We start from the raw sequence: 17,031 nt of genomic DNA, 5'->3' as shown, positions 1-17,031 counted from the left end.
GAGTGATCGTCGGGAGACGTCAAGCGGACCATGCGTCTCGACATCGCGACCCTCTTGCTGGTGACCTTCGTCCTCACGTTCCTCGTGGGCGTGCTCTTCGTGCTGTCGTGGGTTCAGGCACGTCGGACGCACGCTCTGGCGATCTGGGGCGTCGCGCACCTCGTGGGCGCGATCGCCTCCGGCGGGCTGGCCCTGCGCGGCACGATCCCCGACTGGCTCTCCATCGGCGTCGCCAACGCGATGATGATCGCCGCCTACGGTCTGATCTGGAGCGGCGTGCGGGCCTTCGAGGGGCGGAGCCTGCGCCTGTCGATCGCGATCCTGAGCGGCGGCGCCTTCGCGGCGGCCTGCCTCGTCCCGGCCTTCTACGGCTCGATCGCGGCGCGGGTCGTCCTCGCCTCGTCGATCGCCACCGTCTTTTGCACGGCGAGCGCGTACGAGATCTGGCGCGGCCGGGCGGAGCGGCTGGTCTCGCGCTACCCCGCGATGATCCTGCTGTGCATCTACGGGATCTGCTACGCGGTCCGGATCCCCGCAGCCTTCCTCGCCCCCCTGCCGACCAGCCCCGACGCCCTGCAATCGCGCTGGGTCGCGATCCTGTGCTTTGCCGCGATGCTGTTCACGATCGCCCTCGCCTTCACGTTCATGGCGCTGACCAAGGAGCGGGCCGAGCGGGCACAGCGGCTCGCCGCATCGGTCGATCCGCTGACCGGCATCGCCAACCGCCGCGCCTTCGTGCTGGAGGCCGAGGCGATGCTGGCGCGGCCCTCGCCGAGCGCGCTGCTGCTGTTCGACCTCGATCACTTCAAGCGTGTGAACGACACCTACGGCCACGCGGTCGGCGACGGGGTGTTGGTCGGTTTCTGCGCCCTGGGGCGGGCCTTGCTGCCGGGCGATCGCGCGTTCGGCCGGCTCGGTGGCGAGGAGTTCGCGTGCTTGATCCCGGTCCAGACCCCGGAGGCCGCCCGGCGCGAGGCGGTCCGCTTCGGCCGCGCCTTCGCCGCCCTGCGCCTGCCGACGCTGCCGCACCTCGAGGTCAGCTGCAGCATCGGCGTGGCGGTGAGCACGCCGGGACATGAGCGTTTCGACGACCTGATGCGCCGGGCCGACCTCGCGCTCTACCGCGCCAAGCGCAACGGCCGCAGCCGGACGGAACTGGCCGAGGCGGACGGTCCGGATGTGCAGGCCGCCCGAAACCGGCGACTGCCTTGGCCTCAGGCAGCCGAGTAGGCTGCGGCCCCCAGGCGTGCGCGGGCAGCCGCGTATTCGCGCGCGAGCCGTGCGACCACGTCCGCCACGGGCGGCGCGTCCGCGATGGTCCCGACGCCCTGGCCGGCACCCCACACGTCGCGCCACGGCTTCGCCCGGCTGCTGCCGAAGTTCATCGCGCTCTTGTCGACATCCGGCAGGCTCTCGGGATCGAGCCCGGCGGCGCGGATGCTGGGGCTCAGGTAGTTTCCGGGCACGCCGGTGAAGAACGGGGTGTAGAGGATGTCGGCGGCCGCGCTTTCCGCGATCATCGCCTTGTAGCCTTCGGCGGCGTTGGCCTCCGCCGTCGCGATGAAGCGCGTGCCCATGTAGGCGAGGTCGGCGCCCATCGCCTGCGCGGCGAGGATCGCGCTGCCGGTGGTGATCGCCCCCGACAGGATGATCGGCCCGTCGTAGAAGCGCCGCACCTCGCCGAGCAGGGCGAACGGGCTCAGCGTGCCGGCATGCCCGCCCGCGCCGGCGCAGACCAGGATCAGCCCGTCGACGCCGGCCTCCAGCGCCTTCTCCGCGTGCCGGACGGTGGTGACGTCGTGGAACACCACGCCGCCGTAACCGTGGATCGGCCGCACCACGGGGTCGGGCGCCCTGAGCGAGGTGATGACGATCGGGACCGCGTGGGCGACGCAGGCGGCGACGTCCCGGGCCAGCCGGTCGTTCGAGGCGTGGACGATCTGGTTGACCGCGAACGGCGCGATCCGCCGCGTCGGCTCGGCCGCCCGCGCCGCGGCGAGCGTGCCGGTGATGAGCGACAGCCAGGTGTCGAGGCGTTCGGCCGGCCGGGCATTCAGCGCTGGAAACGACCCGACGATGCCCGACAGGCACTGGGCGATCACGAGGTCGGGCCCCGACACGATGAACAGCGGCGCGGCGATCACCGGCAGGGCCAGCGTGCCGCGCAACGCCGGGGGCAGGCGTTCGTTCGATGCGGATTCGGTCATTCGCCCTGCCTCTCGATCGTCGCGGCGAGGATCAAGGGCCGGGCGGTCGCGCCGTCAAGGCTCCGATGCAGGTTTGCCGACGACATCGACGGACACTGGCGTCGGCCGTCGACAGGCCGTGGCGCGGGTTGTGCAGCCCGGGGCCGAGGTGCAGGCTCGGTCGGAGCCGGGCCGGTCTCGCGCGGCGTTCGCGCGTGCCGGCCGGCTCGAGGCCATGTCAGAGGGCCGCGACGGCCCGAACTCGGAGGATGCCGCTTGAGCGGGACGATCGACGACACGATTCTCGGCGTTCCCGAGGCGTTGCGCACGCATGTCGGCGCGATCAGGCCGATGGCCGAGCACAAGGTGCTCCCGCGGCTCGATCACTTCGCGCGCGATTTCATCGCGCTCTCGCCCTTCCTCGTGCTCGCCTCGATGGACGCGGAAGGGCGGGCCGACGCGAGCCCGCGCGGCGACGCTCCCGGCTTCGTCCGGATCCTCGACGATGCGACGTTGCTGATCCCGGACCGCCGCGGCAACAACCGCGTCGACAGCTTCGGCAACGTGCTCGGCAATCCCGGGGTCGGGCTGATCTTCTTCGTGCCGGGCATCGACGAGACGCTGCGGGTGAACGGGCGCGCGGCGCTGGTCACGTCGGCCGAGATGCTCGCGCCCCTGGTCGCCCAGGGCAAGGTCCCGGTCACGGGTCTGCGCGTCGCGGTGGAGGAGGTGTTCTTCCACTGCGCCAAGGCGCTGATGCGGGCCAAGCTGTGGTCGCCGGAGGCGCAGGTCGAGCGCAAGAGCTTCCCGAGCCTCGGGCGCATCCTCGCCGAGCAGACCGGCACCGTGAGCGTCGCCGATGCCGAGCGCTCGACCGAGGAGGCCTACCGCACCCGGCTCTACTGAGCATCGCGCGGGATCGCCGGAGGTCCCCGGCGATCCCGCCTCCCGTTCATTCGGCTTCGGGGGCGATCGGCTCCAGGCCGCCGACGTGGCGCTGGGCGTAGAGCGGCAGGCCGATCTGGCGGATCAGTTCCTGCTGGGTCTCGAGGAAGTCGATGTGGCCTTCCTCGTCCTCGGCCAGATCCTCGAACAGGCGCTTCGACACCCGGTCGTTGATCGAATCGCAGTACTTGGCGGCTTCGAGGTAGAGCGCGCGGGCCTCGCACTCGGCGGCGAGATCGCAGGCGATGATCTCCTCGACGTTCTGGCCGATCCGCAGGGGATCGAGCTCCTGGAGGTTGGGGAAGCCGTCGAGGAACAGGATCCGGTCGACGAACCGGTCCGCGTGGTTCATCTCCTCGATCGATTCCTTGCGCCAGAACTTGGCGAGGTCGATGTAGCCCCAGTCGTTGAGCATCCGGAAGTGGAGCCAGTACTGGCTCACCGCGGTCAGCTCGCTGCGCAAGCCGCGGTTGAGATACTCAATGACCTTGATGTCGCCCTTCATGAAACCCGTTCTCCCCTTGGCCGTGCGAGGGAAAAGCCGGGCTACGCCTCAGGCGGCGATCCCCTCCTCTGCAGGCTGGACCTTTCCCAAACTGCAGCCGGTTGCGCAACCCGTCGCGCAGGCATGGGCGTCCTGTCCCGCCTCGAGCGCCGCGGCGGCGAGGGCGTTCTGCATGATCGAGCGGATCGTGCGGGCGCAACGCCCGCATTTCGGGCTGCAGCCGAGGCAGGCGTAGACCTGGGCCGGCGTGCGCGGGCAGCCAGGACCCGGGCCGAGACACCCGCGCACGGCGCCATCCGAGAGGACGTTGCAGGAACAGACGATCATACGATCCAAAATCCGATGGCTGGAGGCTCGTTTCCTTCGACGCCCTCGAATCGTTCGAGAGCGCTCGCCGTGCGTCGTCCCGGTCCTCGACCGTCGCCAGTTTAGAACTCTTGAAAACTAAGCTTTTTCAACGTGTTAGCGAACGCCACATGCCATCCGGCACCGTATGGGTCAAGGCTCCGGCGATCACGAGCGCACGATCGGATCGCGTCGTCGCGTTTCGCGGCTCCCTATTGCGCCAGCTCCTTCAGCGCGAGCCGGATGAGAACCTTCGCCTCGGCGTCCTCGCCGCCAGCCTTCAAGGCAGCGGCGACCGCGGCCGAGGCCTGGAGCTGGGCGTAGCCGAGGTTGACCAGCGCCGAGATCGCGTCGGCGACGGGCTGGGGCGCGGAGCGGTTCTCGACCGCGCCCGACAAGGCGATGAGCGCCGGATCGATCGGCGCGAAGGCCGGCGCCTTGTCCTTGAGTTCGGCCACCAGCCGGGCGGCCAGCCGCGGGCCGACGCCGGGCGCACGCGCGACGGCGGTCTTGTCGCCCATGGCGATCGCCGAGGCGAGCTGAGGCGGCTCCAGCACCGAGAGCAGCCCGAGGGCGACCTTGGAGCCGACGCCCTGCACGGTCTGGAGCAGGCGGAACCACTCGCGCTCGGCATCCGAGCGGAAGCCGTAGAGGCGGATCATGTCCTCGCGGACATGCGTCTCGATCGAAAGGACGGCCGGCTCGCCGGGCTTCGGCAGGCGCTGAAGCGTGCGCGCCGAGCAATGCACCTCGTACCCGACTCCCTGGACGTCGAGCAGGACGAAATCCCCGCCGTAGGAATCGACCACGCCCTTGAGCTTACCGATCATGAGATCCCGATCATTCGCGCTGCCGCGTCCAGCGTGCCGTCCGCTGCCTACAGAATGCCGCGCATCCCCGCCATCCGGCGAAGCGTGGCGAGTCTTTCTGCAGGCCAGTCTTGAGAGCGGCCGAGCTTCGTGGGATCAGGGCAGGGAAACGGTCGGTTACAACCCAGGCGATCCCGATGCGCGGACCCTTGCTTCTCCTCGCCCTGGCACTCGCCCAGACGCTCGCCCTCTCGCCGGCGCGGGCCGCCGACACCGCGACTGCCTCCAGCGCCGACCCGACGCAGGTCCGGCCGGGCGCATACCGCCTCGATCCCGACCACGCCAAGATCACCTGGTCGCTGAGCCATCTCGGCTTCTCGACCTATTACGGGCAGATCACCGACGTCACCGGCGACGCGACCCTCGACCCCAAGGACGCGACCAAGATCCGGCTCAAGGTCACGATCGGCACCGACAGCATCACCGGCGTGAACCCGAAGCTCGACGCGCATCTCAAGGCGCCCGACTTCTTCGACACCGCGAAGTTCCCGAGCGCGACCTTCGCCGCAACCGCGGTCGAGGCGACGAGCCCGACCACGGCGCGCGTCACCGGCGACCTGACGCTGCGCGGCGTCACCAAGCCGGTCGCCTTCGACGCGACCTTCAACCAGGCCGGCATCCATCCCGTCGACAAGGCCTACACCGTCGGCTTCGACGGCCGCGCCGTGCTGAAGCGGTCGGACTTCGGCATCGACGCCTACCTGCCGATGCTCGGCGACGAGGTCGTCCTGCGCCTCGAAGGCGAGTTCAAGGCGTTGAACTGATCGGCCTCAGCCGAGCTTGGCCAACGCCGCCGCGATCCGCGCGGCGCCCGGCCCGGCCGCGCCGGGCGGCGGGTTGGCGCGCTTGAGCGCATGGGCGCCGCGATGGTTGACGTGGGTGATGGCGATGGCGAGCGCATCGGCCGCATCCGCCAGCTTGAACTCGGCCTTCGGCAGCAGGAAGCGCACCATCGCCTGGATCTGCGCCTTCTCGGCATGCCCCGAGCCGCAGACCGACTTCTTAATCAGGTTCGCCGCGTACTCGAACACCGGCACGCCGGCGAGCGCCGGCACCAGCAGGGCGATGGCGCGGGCGTGCCCGAGCTTGAGCGTCGCCTGCGCGTCCTTGTTGACGAAGGTCTCCTCGACCGAAACCTCGTCGGGCGAGAAGTCCCGCACGACCCGGGTGATGCCCTCGTGCAATTCGCGCAGGCGCAGCGCCAGCGGCAGGTCGCCGTCCGAGGTGACGACGCCGCAATCGACGTAGGCGAGCTTCGCCCCCGTCACCGTCACGACGCCCCAGCCGGTGCGGCGCAGGCCCGGATCGATGCCGAGGATGCGGATGGGCGTCATGAACCGGACCTTGGCCGCACGGCCGGAACGCCGTACCGGCTCTGTCTGAGCACATAGCGTGAACGAAGGGTTTCGCCAAACGGTCGCGGCTGACCGACTTTCGAAACTGAGGCGATCGAACTACCGTCGGCTTCGCGGCGCGCCACGATGCGGGCCGAAACTGCGGGCGGGCTGGCGGATGAACACCCTCGATTGGCTGGTGCCGACCCTGGCCTTCCTCGCGCCGATGCCGCCGATGCGGCCGGAGCCGCCGAAACCGCTGCGCGGCAACGCCTGGGCGGCGGGCATGGTCATCGGCAGCGTCTGCCTGATGATGGTGCTGCCGATGTTCACGATCTGGAGCTTCTGGGGGCCGCACGATTCCTTCCAGGTCCGCTGCGCGGCCTCGGGCGGCCGCGTGCTGCAGGACCCGGCGATCGGGGTCGCGCCCTACCGCTGCGACCGCAGCGGGGCGGCCTCGCCCCGCTGACGCCCGCGCCCCGCGTGTCGCGCCCTAGGCCTCGAGCTTGGCCACCAGCGCGTCGGACAGGGCGAAGTTGACGTAGACGTTCTGCACGTCGTCCTGGTCCTCGATCACCTCGACGAGGCGGATCAGCTTCTCGCCGGTCTCGTCGTCGACGTCGATCGTGTTCTGCGCCTTCCAGACGAGGCCGGTGCGGGTCGGCTCGCCGAAGCGCGCCTCCAGGGCCTTGGTGACCTCGCCGAAGGAGTCCTGCGCGCAGGTGATCTCGTGGCCGGATTCGTCGGAGCGCACGTCGTCGGCGCCGGCCTCGATCGCCGCCTCCAGCATCGTGTCGGCGTCGGCGACCGAGGCCGCGAAGCCGACCACCCCGACACGGTCGAACATGAACGCGACGGCGCCGGTCTCGGCGAGGCTCCCGCCGGACTTGGTGAAGGCCGAGCGCACGTCGGAGGCCGTGCGGTTGCGGTTGTCGGTCTGCGCCTCGACGATCAGCGCGGCGCCGCCCGGGCCGTAGCCTTCGTAGCGGATCTCCTCGTAGGTCTCCCCGTCGGCACCGGCCGCCTTCTTGATCGCCCGCTCGATGTTGTCCTTGGGCACGTTCTCGGCGCGGGCCGCGATGATCGCGGCGCGCAGGCGCGCGTTCATCGCCGGATCGGGCAGGCCGAGCTTGGCCGCCACCGTGATCTCGCGGGCGAGCTTCCCGAAGAGCTTCGAGCGGACGGCGTCCACCCGGCCCTTGCGGTGCATGATGTTCTTGAACTGGGAATGGCCGGCCATGGCGTCGCGCGTTCTTTGGGTCTTGGCGGCGGAGGGCTCGCGCCCTCGACGCCGCCGGGCGGGGATGCCGCGGTTTATACGCGCGTGCGGCGCGGGGAGGCAACGCGGGCGGCACACGGGAACGCGATCGGCCGACGACGGAAAGATCGGCGGCGACGGGCGTTCACGAACCGCGGCCAACCGGCGCGCCGACGAGGACAGAATGCGAAAACAGGTTGAGCGGAAACGGACGGTCGTGGTCACGGGCGCCAGCGCCGGCGTCGGCCGGGCGGTCGCCTGCGAGTTCGCCCGGCATGGATGGAACGTCGGCCTGATCGCCCGGGGCGAGGCCGGCCTGCACGGGACGATCGAGGACGTGGTGCGGGCCGGCGGACGCCCGATGGCGTTCGCGGCCGACGTCGCCGACGCGGACGCGGTGAGCCAGGTGGCCGCCGAGGTCGTCGCGGCGTTCGGCGGCATCGACGTCTGGGTCAACAACGCGATGGTGACGGTCTACGCGCCCGTCCAGCAGACCTCCGCCGAGGAGTTCCGTCGCGTCACCGAGGTGACCTATCTCGGCCAGGTCCACGGCACGCTCGCGGCGCTCGAGCACATGGTGCCCAAGGATTCCGGCACCATCGTCCATATCGGCTCGGCCCTGGCCTACCGCTCGATCCCCCTGCAGGCGACCTATTGCGCGGCCAAGGCGGCGGTGCGCGGTTTCGTCGACTCGCTGCGCAGCGAACTGCTGCACGACGGCAGCAAGGTGCGGCTGACGATGGTGCAGCTGCCTGCGGTGAACACGCCGCAATTCGATTGGGCCCGCTCGGTGCTGCCGCGCAAGCTCGAGCCGGTGCCGCCGATCTACCAGCCCGAGGCGATCGCCCGCCACGTCTACGCGGCCGCGCAGGCGGCGCCGCGCGAGCTTTGGATCGGGACGTCGGCCTGGAAGGCGATCGTCGGCAACATGGTGATCCCGGGCTGGATCGACGGGTATCTCGCCCGTCACGGATATCGCGGGGAGATGACCAGCGTGCGCGCCAACAAGCACCGAGCCGACAACCTCTACGAGCCGGTGGACACCGATCCCGGCGCCCATGGCCGTTTCGACGACCGCGCCGTCGGCCACGTCGCCGGCGCCGACCCGAAATGGCTGAAGCTCGGGCTTGCCGCGGCACTGGGCCTCGTCGCGGGGACGACGCTGTTCGCGACGGAAGCGCAGGGACGGCACGATGCGCGCCGGCAGTTGGCCGGTCGCCGGCTCGCCCGTCGCGACTGACGGGTCAGGCGCTCGCGTGCCACTCCCTCAGGCCCGCGAGCGTCACCACCCCGTCCGCCCACGCGAACCCGAAGACGTGCCGGTGCGGATGCCCCGGCTCGCCGAGATCCGACACCGCCGAGAACGCGCCGTCGAGGCGGTGGCTCTCGGTGTAGCGGCTGCGGGTCGCCAGCACCGGCAGGCCGGCATCGAGCGCCGAGCGGATGCCGGCGGCGGAATCCTCGAACGCGATCGCCTCCGACGGCGCGATGCCGAGGCGTTGCACCGCGAGATCGAAGATGTCCGAGGCCGGCTTCTTGCGGGCGGCCTCGTCGCCCGAGGCGATCACGTCGAAGGGGCGGTCGCCGGCCGGAAAGTTGACGGCAAGGAGCGTGTCCACGTTGGCGCGGGTGGTGGTCGTCGCGATCGCGAGCCGGACGTCGCCCGCCCGCGCCTCGGCGATCAGCCTCGCGACGCCTGGGCGGAGCGCGAGCGCGCCCTCCGCGACGAGGCCGCCGTAGATCGCGGTCTTGCGGGTGTGGATCTCCGGCATGCGCGCTCGCAGGCCCGCGGCATCGCCGTGGCGGGTCGCGACGTAGTGGGCGAGCCGCTCCTTCCCGCCCATCACCGTCAGCAGGTCGGCGTAGCACGCCGGGTCCCAGTGCCAGGGCAGGCCGAGCTCGGAGAAGGCGTGATTGAAGGCCTGGCGATGCAGGTCCTCGGTCTCGGCCAGCGTCCCGTCGACGTCGAAGATCAGCGCCTTCAGCATGAGGTCGCCATCAGCATCGGATCGCCCGGCCGCGCGCCGCCTCGGCGCCGGCGCGGATCGCGGCGATCCGCTCGGCGTAGCGGTCGGGGCCGTCCTTGAACACCGCGTTGCCGGCGACGAACACGTTGGCGCCGGCGGCCGTCGCACGGCCGACCGTCTCGGCGTCGACGCCGCCGTCGACCTGGATATCGATGGCGCGGCCCGCGATCATCGCCTTCACCCGCGCCACCGTCTCCAGCGCGCTTCCGAGGAAGCTCTGGCCGCCGAAGCCCGGGTTCACCGTCATCACCAGCACCATGTCGGCGAGGTCGAGCAGCGGCTCGACCATCGCGGCGGGCGTTCCCGGGTTGAGCGCAATGCCGGTGCGCTTGCCCAAGCTTCGGATGGTCTGGAGCGAGCGATGGCTGTGCGGCCCGGCCTCGACGTGGACGGTGATGCCGTCGGCGCCGGCGTCCGCGAAGGCCGCGAGGTAGGGGTCGGCCGGCGCGATCATCAGGTGCACGTCGAAGAACTTCTTCGTGTGCGGGCGCAAGGCCTTCACCACCGGCGGCCCGAAGGTGATGTTGGGCACGAAATGCCCGTCCATCACGTCGAGATGGATCCAGTCGGCGCCGGCCGCGTCCACGGCGCGGGTCTCCTCCGCCAGCCGTGCGAAGTCGGCCGACAGGATCGAGGGGGCGATGATGGCCTTTGGCATGCGGCAGGTTCCGAGACGCGGGGCCGACACGCCCTCGCGCGGGCTGATGAGGGGTGGGGAAGCCCGGCCAAAACAGCCGGACTTATTGCCCGCGACGACCCGTGCGGTCAGGCGAGCCGGCGCTTGCGCTCGACGAGTTGCATGATGATCGGCGTGAGGATGAGCTGCATCGCGAGGTCGAGCTTGCCGCCGGGGATGACGATCGAGTTGGCCCGGCTCATGAAGCTGCCCTCGAGCATCGAGCGAAGGTACGAGAAGTCGATGCCCTTGGGGTCCTTGAAGCGGATCACCACCATCGATTCGTCGGCCGTCGGGATCCAGCGGGCGATGAACGGGTTCGAGGTGTCGACCGTGGGCACCCGCTGGAAGTTGATGTCGGTCCAGGAGAATTGCGGGCAGATGGTCTGCACGTAATCCGGCATCCGCCGCAGGATCACGTCGGTGACCGCATCGGTCGAATAGCCCCGGAACGACCGGTCCCGGTGCAGCTTCTGGATCCATTCGAGGTTGATCACCGGCACGACGCCGATCTTCAGGTCGGGGTAGCGCGCGAGGTCCAGGGTCTGGTCGACGACGCAGCCGTGCAGGCCCTCGTAGAACAGCAGGTCGGAGCCGGTCGCGAAATCCTCCCACTCGGTGAAGCTGCCCTGCGGCCGCCCGTAGCGCGCGGCGTCCTCGACGTCGTGGACGTAGTGCCGGGTCCGGCCCCGCCCGGACTCGCCGTAGGTGCGGAACACCTCCTCGAGCTCCGGCAGGAGGTTGGCGCGCGGCGCGAAGTGCGAGAGCGTCGGCTCCGCCGCCATCATCGCGTGCATCGTCTCGCGGTCGAAGGCATGGAAGCCGTCGCCCTCGATGTAGACCGCCGACACGTCCTCGCGCCGGAAGATCTGCTCGAAGGTGTTGCGCACCGAGGTCGTGCCGGCCCCCGAGGAACCGGTGACCGAGATGATCGGATGCCGCGCCGACATGCTGCTACCGGGCGTGTCCCGAGGTCACGAGCGCATCAGCCCGCGCTGCCCGAACAGGGGGGAGCGCCCGGCGGCGTGGTTGCGCCCGTCGTAGTACTTGGCGACGCTGGCGACCTCCTCGACCGAGCCGAAGACCAGCGGCACGCGCTCGTGGATGCCGGCGGCGGCGATGTCGAGGATGCGGCGCTCGCCGTCGGTGGCGCCGGCGCCGGCCTGCTCCATCAGCATGGCGATCGGGGCAGCCTCGTACAGCAGGCGCAGGCGTCCTTGCGCGTAGCCCTTGCGCCCGTCGCCGGGGTACAGGAACACGCCGCCGCGCATCAGCACGCGCTGCGCGTCGGCCACCAGAGAGCCGAGCCAGCGCATGTTGTAGTCCTTGTCGTGCGGGCCCTCGGCGCCGCGCAGGCAATCCTCGATGTAGGCCTTGATCGGGCCGTCCCAATGCCGGGCGTTCGAGGCGTTGATCGCGTATTCCTTGGCGGCCGCCGGCACCTCGAGCGCGGCATGGGTCAGGCGGAAGGCGCGCTCGGCACGGTCGAGCACGTAGACCTGGGTGCCGTGGCCCAGCGTCAGGATCAGCGCCGTGGCCGGCCCGTAGGTGACGAAGCCGGCCGCCGTCTGCGCCGTGCCGGGCGTGGTGAAGGAGGCGATCGGGTCGCCCTCGGCGGTCAGGGCCGGGCGGATGCCGAAGATGGTGCCCACCGCCATGTTCACGCCGATGTTCGACGAGCCGTCGAGCGGGTCGATCGCGACCGCGAGCGGCGCCCCGGCGTTGAGGTGCATCACGCCCTCGGCCTCCTCGGAGGCGACCTCGGCGACGGGCGCGCCTTGGAGGGCTTCCGTGACGCGCTGGTGGGCGATCACGTCGAGCGCCTTCTGCACGTCGCCGTCGCTGTTGTGCTCGCCGGCCGCCGCGAGGTCGCCCCCGAGCGCTCCGCGCCCGATGACCTCGCTGATGTCGATGGAGGCCGCCGCGATCGCTGCGATCACGGCGGCGGTGTCGGCCAAGTGCGGCTCCGCCGCGACAGCCTCGGCGAGGCATGCATCGAGCCGCGATCCGAGTGCCGGTGAACCTGTCGACATCCGCTTGCCTTTCCGCCCGAGATCCTGCCGCGCCGTCATGCGTGCGACGGCGCCTGCCGCACGCCTTACCTGCCCGAAAGCCGGCAGGATACCGCACGCGGGTCGCCCTTCACCAGGGACCGACGCCGCCTGTGGGCAAGAAATCTAAAACTTCTTGCGGCCGATTACAAAAAAACTAAAAACAGCGCATGCGCAACCTGTCCCTCAAGCAACTTCAGGCCGTCGCGGCGGTGGCACGTCTCGGCACCATGACGCGGGCCGCCCAGGAGCTCAACGTCACCTCGGCCGCCCTCTATGCCCGCATCCGCCAGCTGGAGGAGGAGGCGGGCCTGCTGCTGTTCGACCGGACGCCGACCGGGTTGAAGCCGACCGATGCGGGCCGCGAGATGCTCTGGGCGATCGACAGCATCAACACCGTGCTGGAGACCTGCGCCGACAAGCTCCGCATCCTCAAGGGCGGCGCCGGCGGCCGGGTGACGCTCGGCGTGGTCTCGACCGCGAAGTACTTCGCGCCGCAGGTGATCGCCGGCTTCGTGAAGGCGCATGCCGGCGTCGAGATCAACCTGTCGGTGCGCAACCGCGGCAACACGGTCGAGGCGCTGCGCAACTACGAGATCGACTTCGCGATCATGGGGCGGCCGCCGCGCGACTTCGCGATCGAGGCCGAGATCTTCGGGCCGCACCCCCTGGTGTTGATCGCCGATCCCAACCACCCCCTGGCGGGCCGCCGCGGGCTGACCAAGGCCGACATCGCCGAGGAAGCCTACCTCGTGCGCGAGGACGGATCGGGCACCCGCACGGTGTTCGAGGAATTCATGAACGGGATCATCATCAAGCGGGCGAAGCTTGGGATCGATTCCGGCTCGAACGAGACGATCAAGCAGGCGGTGATGGCCGGGCTCGGAATCGCGCTGCTCTCCGCGCACACGGTCTCCGCCGAGGTCGAGGCCGGCCGTCTGGTTCTGCTCGACGTCCAGGGCCTGCCGATCCGTCGCGACTGGTACGCGGTCCGCCGGGCCGACAAGGTCCTGGGTCCGGCGGCCGCCGCGTTCTGGGAATACCTGATGCAGGACGGCGCCCGCTGGTTGCCGGGGGTCGAGGTGCTCGGCCAGGAGACGGTCGCAGCGATCGCCGCCGGGGGCAGGGCGTGAGCGCCGGCCTCGTCGTCGTCGGGGGCGGGCAGGCGGGGTTCCAGGTCGCCGCGTCGCTGCGCGAGGCCGGGTTCGCCGATCCCGTCACCATCGTCGCCGACGAGCCGGGCCTGCCGTATCAGCGGCCCCCGTTGTCGAAGACCTATCTCGCCGGCAAGACCGACGCCGGGGGGCTGCACCTTCGCCCGGACGCCTTCTTCGCCGAGCACCGCATCGCGGTCCGTTCGCAGACCCGGGCCGTCGCGATCGACCGGGCGGCCAGGGCGCTGCGGCTCGGCGACGGGACCGTCCTCCCGTACGATCACCTCGTTCTCGCCACCGGCGCGCGCAACCGCCCGCTGCCGGTGACCGGCGCCGACCTTGCCGGCGTGCGCCAGCTGCGCGACCTCGCCGACGCGGACGCCCTGCGCGCGGCCTTGGAGATCGCGCGGCGGATCGTCGTGGTCGGCGCCGGCTTCATCGGCCTCGAGTTCGCGGCCGTCGCCGCCGCGCGCGGCCTCGACGTGACGGTGATCGAGGCCGCCGACCGCCCGATGGCGCGGGCGGTCTCGACCGAGACCGGCGCTTTCTTCCGCGGCGCGCACGAGGGGCTCGGCGTCCGCTTCGCCTTCGGTGCCGGCGTCGCATCGATCGCGGGGGAGGGCGGCCGCGCCGGCGCCGTCCGCCTGTCGGACGATCGCGAGCTGCCGGCCGACCTCGTCGTGGTCGGGATCGGCGTGCTGCCGAACCAGGAGCTCGCGGCCGAGGCCGGCCTGTCCGTCGCGGACGGCATCCGGGTCGACGCGTTTCTCGCCACCGACGACCCGGCGATCTCGGCGATCGGCGACTGTACGCGCCATCCCAGCGCCTTCGCGACGGGATTGTCCGCGGACGGCACCGTGCGGATCGAATCGGTGCAGAACGCGATCGACCAGGGGCGGTGCCTCGCGGCCCGCCTCGCCGGCCGGCCGGCAGCCTACGCGGCGCTGCCGTGGTTCTGGAGCGACCAGGGTCGCTACAAGCTGCAGATCGCCGGCCTCTCGGGGCCGTCGGACCTGTCGGTCCGGCGGGGTGCCGGCGAGGCGTTCTCGGTGTTCCGCTACCGCGCGGCGCGCCTGGTCGCGGTCGAGTCGATCAACCGCGCGGGCGACCACATGATGGCCCGTCGCATCCTCGGCGCCGGACGGACGCCGACGCCGGAGCAGGCCGCCGACCCCGCCTTCGACCTCAAGGCGTTCGCGGTGGCGTAAAACGCATCGACCCCGCACGGCCGGGGCCGAACGGGGTCGATTGTCGTCGGATGAGATGAGCCCGGCCCGCCCGGGCCGGGCGATCGCCCTTAGGAGATCAGGTCGAGCTTCGCGGCTTCGAGGCCGTTGCTGCGGACCGATTCCGGCAGCGCGAGGAAGTCGCGGTAGCCGGCCTCGCGCGCCATCGCGTCGAGGGCGGTCGCCTCGTCGTCGGCCGAGCCGGTCCACAGGACGATGCCGTTCTTGGTCTGACGAATCTGGAAGATGCTCATGGGAGCCCCGTCGCATGGGATGTTGAAAGCTTAACGTCCTCAATGCGGCGCGGTTGCAGGTATTCGGTCGCCTATTTCCAGGCCGTCGTCTACGCTCCCCGGGGCGTCGGCGCGTGCCTTCAAAACGCCGGGCTGCGGTGCGACAGGGCAGGCTCAGGCGAGCCCGCGGCCGCCAACGAGACCACTGCCGTGATGCGATCCTTCGTTGCCGCCCTGCGTGTCGCCGGCTTCGCGGCGGCCTTCTGCGCGGGCGCATCGTCCGCCGGCGCGGTCGAGACGGCGGCGGTGCCCGAGCCGCAATCCATCGCGCCGGCGATCAGCGTCGTGCCGGCCCAGACGCGGGAGATCGTCGAGCGGGCGGTCATCACCGGCACGCTGGTGCCCCGCGACGAGATCCTGGTGTCGCCGGAGATCGAGGGCTTCCGCATCATCGAGCTGCTGGCGGAGGAGGGCGACCGGGTCGCCGCCGGCCAGGTGCTCGTGAAACTCTCCACCGAGATGATCGCGACCCAGGAAGCCGCGAACGCGGCGGCGGTCGCCCGGGCCGAAGCCGCGATCGTGCAGGCCAAGAGCCAGATCGTGCAGTCGGAGGCGGCCCAGACCGAGGCGCGGCTGTCGTTGGAGCGCGCCCAGGCCCTGATCAAGACCGGGAACGCCACCGCCGCGATCCTCGAGCAGCGCGTCTCCGCGGCACAGGGCGCGGACGGCAGGCTCGCCTCGGCCCGCGGCGGCCTGCAGGCCTCAGAGGCCGATCTTGCCACCGCCAAGGCCTCGGGTGCCGAGATCGCGCTCAAGCGCGCCCGCGCCGCGATCCGCGCGCCGGAAGCCGGGATCGTGAACCGCCGCACCGCCCGCGTCGGCGGAACCGCGACCGCGGCCGGCGAGCCGCTGTTCCGCCTGATCGCGCGCGGCGAGATCGAGCTGGAAGGCGAGGTGCCGGAGACCTGGCTGCCGCGGATCAAGATCGGCGATCCGGCCCAGCTCGACCTGGAGGACGGGCGCAAGATCGTCGGCAAGGTCCGCCGGGTCTACCCGGAGGTCGACCGCACCACGCGGCTGGGCAAGGTCCGCATCGCGCTCGGCGACGATCCCGCGCTCCGCATCGGCGCCTTCGGCCGCGGCACCGTCGAGGTGGCGCGGCGAACCGGCGTCGCGGTTCCGGTCTCCAGCCTCCTGTTCGCGGCCGACGGCAACGCCGGGGTCCTCGTGGTGAAGGACGAGCGGGTCGAGGCGCGCAAGGTCGTGCCCGGCCTCTCCGCCGCGGGGTTCTCCGAGGTTCGCAGCGGGCTTGCCGCCGGCGAAACCGTCGTCGCGCGCGCCGGAAGCTTCCTGCGCGACGGCGACCGGGTGCGGCCCGTGCCGCCGGAGACCCTGACGCCGCTCGCCGACGCGACCGCGCGCTAGGGGCGACGTCATGCGCCTCAACATCTCCGCCTGGTCGATCCGCCGGCCGCTGCCGTCGATCGTCCTGTTCCTCGTCCTGATGCTGCTGGGCTTCGTCAGCTTCCGCTCCCTGCCGATCACGCGCTTTCCCAACATCGACATCCCGATCGTCTCGGTGACGATCACCCAGTCGGGCGCGGCGCCCTCCGAGCTTCAGACCCAGGTCACGAAGTGGGTCGAGGATTCGGTGGCGGGCGTGAAGGGCGTCAAGCACATCCTCTCGACCATCACCGAGGGCTCGTCGGTCACCACCATCGAGTTCCGGCTCGAGGTGAACACCGATCGGGCCGTCAACGACGTGAAGGATGCGGTCTCGAAGATCCGCCTGAACCTGCCACGGACCATCGACGAGCCGATCATCAACCGCGTCGAGATCGCCGGCCTGCCGATCATGGTCTACGGCGCGTCCGCGCCCGCGATGACGCCGGAGGACCTGTCGTGGTTCGTCGACGACGTGGTCGCCCGGTCGATCCAGGGCGTGCGCGGCGTCGGCGGCGTCGAGCGCCTCGGCGGCGTCGCCCGCGAGGTCCGCGTCACCTTGAAGCCCGACCGGCTGCTCGCGCTCGGCATCACCGCGGCCGACGTCAACCGGCAGCTGCGCCTGACCTCGGCCGACATGGCCGGCGGACGCGGCGAGGTCGGCGGCCAGGAGCAGTCGATCCGCACGCTCGCGGCCTCGGCGACCCTCGACACGCTCGGCGCCACATCGATCGTCGTCTCCGGCAACCGCAAGGTGCGGCTCGACGAGCTCGCCACGC

General features: G+C 71.0%; 20 protein-coding genes. 9 read left to right on the top strand and 11 right to left on the bottom strand.

Annotated features, from left to right (window positions below):
* Positions 1 to 30: 30 nt before the first annotated feature.
* Positions 31 to 1,230, top strand: coding sequence for a sensor domain-containing diguanylate cyclase (locus tag MKK60_RS07440; RefSeq protein ID WP_243984771.1), 1,200 nt, complete (start codon positions 31 to 33; stop codon positions 1,228 to 1,230).
* Here MKK60_RS07440 and MKK60_RS07435 read toward each other — a convergent pair.
* Positions 1,215 to 2,207 carry an NAD(P)H-dependent flavin oxidoreductase gene (locus tag MKK60_RS07435; protein WP_243984768.1) on the bottom strand — a complete coding sequence of 331 codons (993 nt, stop codon included), beginning with the start codon at positions 2,205 to 2,207 and terminating at the stop codon, positions 1,215 to 1,217. The two genes, MKK60_RS07440 and MKK60_RS07435, sit on opposite strands and share 16 nt — an antisense overlap.
* A 255-nt stretch (positions 2,208 to 2,462) precedes the next feature.
* On the opposite strand from MKK60_RS07435, the gene MKK60_RS07430 reads away from it, so the two are divergent.
* Positions 2,463 to 3,092, top strand: a complete 630-nt coding sequence (locus MKK60_RS07430) for a pyridoxamine 5'-phosphate oxidase family protein (RefSeq protein WP_279604016.1) — start codon at positions 2,463 to 2,465, stop codon at positions 3,090 to 3,092.
* Positions 3,093 to 3,138: 46 nt separating this feature from the next.
* Here the strand turns inward: MKK60_RS07430 and bfr are convergent, their stop codons facing one another.
* From bfr to ruvA, 3 genes are all read right to left on the bottom strand, one after another.
* Complete coding sequence (gene bfr, locus MKK60_RS07425; protein WP_147727192.1) at positions 3,139 to 3,636, bottom strand: bacterioferritin; 498 nt, start codon at positions 3,634 to 3,636, stop codon at positions 3,139 to 3,141.
* A 48-nt stretch (positions 3,637 to 3,684) separates the two neighbouring features.
* Complete coding sequence (locus MKK60_RS07420) at positions 3,685 to 3,963, bottom strand: bacterioferritin-associated ferredoxin (protein WP_147841606.1); 279 nt, start codon at positions 3,961 to 3,963, stop codon at positions 3,685 to 3,687.
* Between the two features lie 230 nt (positions 3,964 to 4,193).
* Positions 4,194 to 4,811, bottom strand: coding sequence for a Holliday junction branch migration protein RuvA (gene ruvA / locus MKK60_RS07415; protein WP_147841607.1), 618 nt, complete (start codon positions 4,809 to 4,811; stop codon positions 4,194 to 4,196).
* A 176-nt stretch (positions 4,812 to 4,987) separates the two neighbouring features.
* Here ruvA and MKK60_RS07410 point away from each other — a divergent pair, with 176 nt between their 5' ends.
* Entirely contained in the window at positions 4,988 to 5,614 is a 627-nt protein-coding gene (locus MKK60_RS07410; protein WP_243984766.1) for a YceI family protein, read from the top strand.
* A 6-nt stretch (positions 5,615 to 5,620) separates the two neighbouring features.
* On the opposite strand, the gene ruvC is transcribed toward MKK60_RS07410, so the two are convergent.
* Positions 5,621 to 6,184, bottom strand: coding sequence for a crossover junction endodeoxyribonuclease RuvC (gene ruvC / locus MKK60_RS07405; RefSeq protein WP_147841608.1), 564 nt, complete (start codon positions 6,182 to 6,184; stop codon positions 5,621 to 5,623).
* A 178-nt stretch (positions 6,185 to 6,362) separates the two neighbouring features.
* On the opposite strand from ruvC, the gene MKK60_RS07400 reads away from it, so the two are divergent.
* On the top strand, positions 6,363 to 6,653 hold the full coding sequence (locus MKK60_RS07400; RefSeq protein WP_243984763.1) for a hypothetical protein: 291 nt from the start codon (positions 6,363 to 6,365) through the stop codon (positions 6,651 to 6,653).
* Between the two features lie 24 nt (positions 6,654 to 6,677).
* On the opposite strand, the gene MKK60_RS07395 is transcribed toward MKK60_RS07400, so the two are convergent.
* Positions 6,678 to 7,424 (bottom strand): YebC/PmpR family DNA-binding transcriptional regulator, encoded by a 747-nt coding sequence (locus MKK60_RS07395; RefSeq protein WP_147727021.1) that lies wholly within the window; start codon positions 7,422 to 7,424, stop codon positions 6,678 to 6,680.
* A 202-nt stretch (positions 7,425 to 7,626) separates the two neighbouring features.
* Between MKK60_RS07395 and MKK60_RS07390 the strand changes: the two genes are divergently transcribed.
* Positions 7,627 to 8,682 (top strand): SDR family oxidoreductase, encoded by a 1,056-nt coding sequence (locus MKK60_RS07390; protein ID WP_243984761.1) that lies wholly within the window; start codon positions 7,627 to 7,629, stop codon positions 8,680 to 8,682.
* Between the two features lie 4 nt (positions 8,683 to 8,686).
* Here MKK60_RS07390 and MKK60_RS07385 read toward each other — a convergent pair whose 3' ends face one another.
* The 4 genes from MKK60_RS07385 to MKK60_RS07370 form a co-directional block, all read right to left on the bottom strand.
* Positions 8,687 to 9,430, bottom strand: coding sequence for an HAD-IA family hydrolase (locus MKK60_RS07385; RefSeq protein WP_147727023.1), 744 nt, complete (start codon positions 9,428 to 9,430; stop codon positions 8,687 to 8,689).
* A gap of 10 nt (positions 9,431 to 9,440) precedes the next feature.
* The gene (gene rpe / locus MKK60_RS07380; RefSeq protein WP_147727024.1) at positions 9,441 to 10,127 is read right to left on the bottom strand and encodes a ribulose-phosphate 3-epimerase; all 687 of its coding nucleotides are present in this window, start codon (positions 10,125 to 10,127) and stop codon (positions 9,441 to 9,443) included.
* A gap of 107 nt (positions 10,128 to 10,234) precedes the next feature.
* Complete coding sequence (locus tag MKK60_RS07375; protein WP_243984759.1) at positions 10,235 to 11,095, bottom strand: phosphoribulokinase; 861 nt, start codon at positions 11,093 to 11,095, stop codon at positions 10,235 to 10,237.
* A 24-nt stretch (positions 11,096 to 11,119) separates the two neighbouring features.
* Positions 11,120 to 12,178, bottom strand: a complete 1,059-nt coding sequence (locus MKK60_RS07370; protein WP_243984756.1) for a class 1 fructose-bisphosphatase — start codon at positions 12,176 to 12,178, stop codon at positions 11,120 to 11,122.
* A gap of 188 nt (positions 12,179 to 12,366) precedes the next feature.
* On the opposite strand from MKK60_RS07370, the gene MKK60_RS07365 reads away from it, so the two are divergent.
* The gene (locus tag MKK60_RS07365; protein ID WP_147727027.1) at positions 12,367 to 13,329 is read left to right on the top strand and encodes a LysR family transcriptional regulator; all 963 of its coding nucleotides are present in this window, start codon (positions 12,367 to 12,369) and stop codon (positions 13,327 to 13,329) included.
* On the top strand, positions 13,326 to 14,558 hold the full coding sequence (locus MKK60_RS07360; RefSeq protein ID WP_243984754.1) for an NAD(P)/FAD-dependent oxidoreductase: 1,233 nt from the start codon (positions 13,326 to 13,328) through the stop codon (positions 14,556 to 14,558). The genes MKK60_RS07365 and MKK60_RS07360 overlap by 4 nt, the downstream gene beginning before the upstream one ends.
* A gap of 89 nt (positions 14,559 to 14,647) precedes the next feature.
* Here the strand turns inward: MKK60_RS07360 and MKK60_RS07355 are convergent, their stop codons facing one another.
* Positions 14,648 to 14,830, bottom strand: a complete 183-nt coding sequence (locus MKK60_RS07355; protein ID WP_147841615.1) for a hypothetical protein — start codon at positions 14,828 to 14,830, stop codon at positions 14,648 to 14,650.
* Between the two features lie 192 nt (positions 14,831 to 15,022).
* Between MKK60_RS07355 and MKK60_RS07350 the strand changes: the two genes are divergently transcribed.
* Together MKK60_RS07350 and MKK60_RS07345 are read left to right on the top strand one after the other, a co-directional pair.
* Positions 15,023 to 16,234, top strand: coding sequence for an efflux RND transporter periplasmic adaptor subunit (locus MKK60_RS07350; RefSeq protein WP_243984752.1), 1,212 nt, complete (start codon positions 15,023 to 15,025; stop codon positions 16,232 to 16,234).
* 10 nt (positions 16,235 to 16,244) lie between these two features.
* Positions 16,245 to 17,031: efflux RND transporter permease subunit (locus tag MKK60_RS07345; protein ID WP_243984749.1), on the top strand; the 787-nt coding region annotated here is incomplete at its 3' end.

Origin of the sequence: Methylobacterium sp. J-092, assembly GCF_022829325.1 — a bacterium.
In the GTDB taxonomy this organism is placed as follows: domain Bacteria; phylum Pseudomonadota; class Alphaproteobacteria; order Rhizobiales; family Beijerinckiaceae; genus Methylobacterium.
Note: the sequence above shows the minus strand (reverse complement) of the source record. Positions and strands in the feature narration are given on the sequence as shown.

Coding starts and splice junctions, on each gene's coding strand:
- MKK60_RS07440 (WP_243984771.1), top strand. CDS start 31: ATGCGTCTCGACATCGCGACCCTCTTGCTGGTGACCTTCGTCCTCACG.
- MKK60_RS07435 (WP_243984768.1), bottom strand. CDS start 2,207: ATGACCGAATCCGCATCGAACGAACGCCTGCCCCCGGCGTTGCGCGGC.
- bfr (WP_147727192.1), bottom strand. CDS start 3,636: ATGAAGGGCGACATCAAGGTCATTGAGTATCTCAACCGCGGCTTGCGC.
- MKK60_RS07420 (WP_147841606.1), bottom strand. CDS start 3,963: ATGATCGTCTGTTCCTGCAACGTCCTCTCGGATGGCGCCGTGCGCGGG.
- ruvA (WP_147841607.1), bottom strand. CDS start 4,811: ATGATCGGTAAGCTCAAGGGCGTGGTCGATTCCTACGGCGGGGATTTC.
- MKK60_RS07410 (WP_243984766.1), top strand. CDS start 4,988: ATGCGCGGACCCTTGCTTCTCCTCGCCCTGGCACTCGCCCAGACGCTC.
- ruvC (WP_147841608.1), bottom strand. CDS start 6,184: ATGACGCCCATCCGCATCCTCGGCATCGATCCGGGCCTGCGCCGCACC.
- MKK60_RS07400 (WP_243984763.1), top strand. CDS start 6,363: ATGAACACCCTCGATTGGCTGGTGCCGACCCTGGCCTTCCTCGCGCCG.
- MKK60_RS07395 (WP_147727021.1), bottom strand. CDS start 7,424: ATGGCCGGCCATTCCCAGTTCAAGAACATCATGCACCGCAAGGGCCGG.
- MKK60_RS07390 (WP_243984761.1), top strand. CDS start 7,627: ATGCGAAAACAGGTTGAGCGGAAACGGACGGTCGTGGTCACGGGCGCC.
- MKK60_RS07385 (WP_147727023.1), bottom strand. CDS start 9,430: ATGCTGAAGGCGCTGATCTTCGACGTCGACGGGACGCTGGCCGAGACC.
- rpe (WP_147727024.1), bottom strand. CDS start 10,127: ATGCCAAAGGCCATCATCGCCCCCTCGATCCTGTCGGCCGACTTCGCA.
- MKK60_RS07375 (WP_243984759.1), bottom strand. CDS start 11,095: ATGTCGGCGCGGCATCCGATCATCTCGGTCACCGGTTCCTCGGGGGCC.
- MKK60_RS07370 (WP_243984756.1), bottom strand. CDS start 12,178: ATGTCGACAGGTTCACCGGCACTCGGATCGCGGCTCGATGCATGCCTC.
- MKK60_RS07365 (WP_147727027.1), top strand. CDS start 12,367: ATGCGCAACCTGTCCCTCAAGCAACTTCAGGCCGTCGCGGCGGTGGCA.
- MKK60_RS07355 (WP_147841615.1), bottom strand. CDS start 14,830: ATGAGCATCTTCCAGATTCGTCAGACCAAGAACGGCATCGTCCTGTGG.
- MKK60_RS07350 (WP_243984752.1), top strand. CDS start 15,023: ATGCGATCCTTCGTTGCCGCCCTGCGTGTCGCCGGCTTCGCGGCGGCC.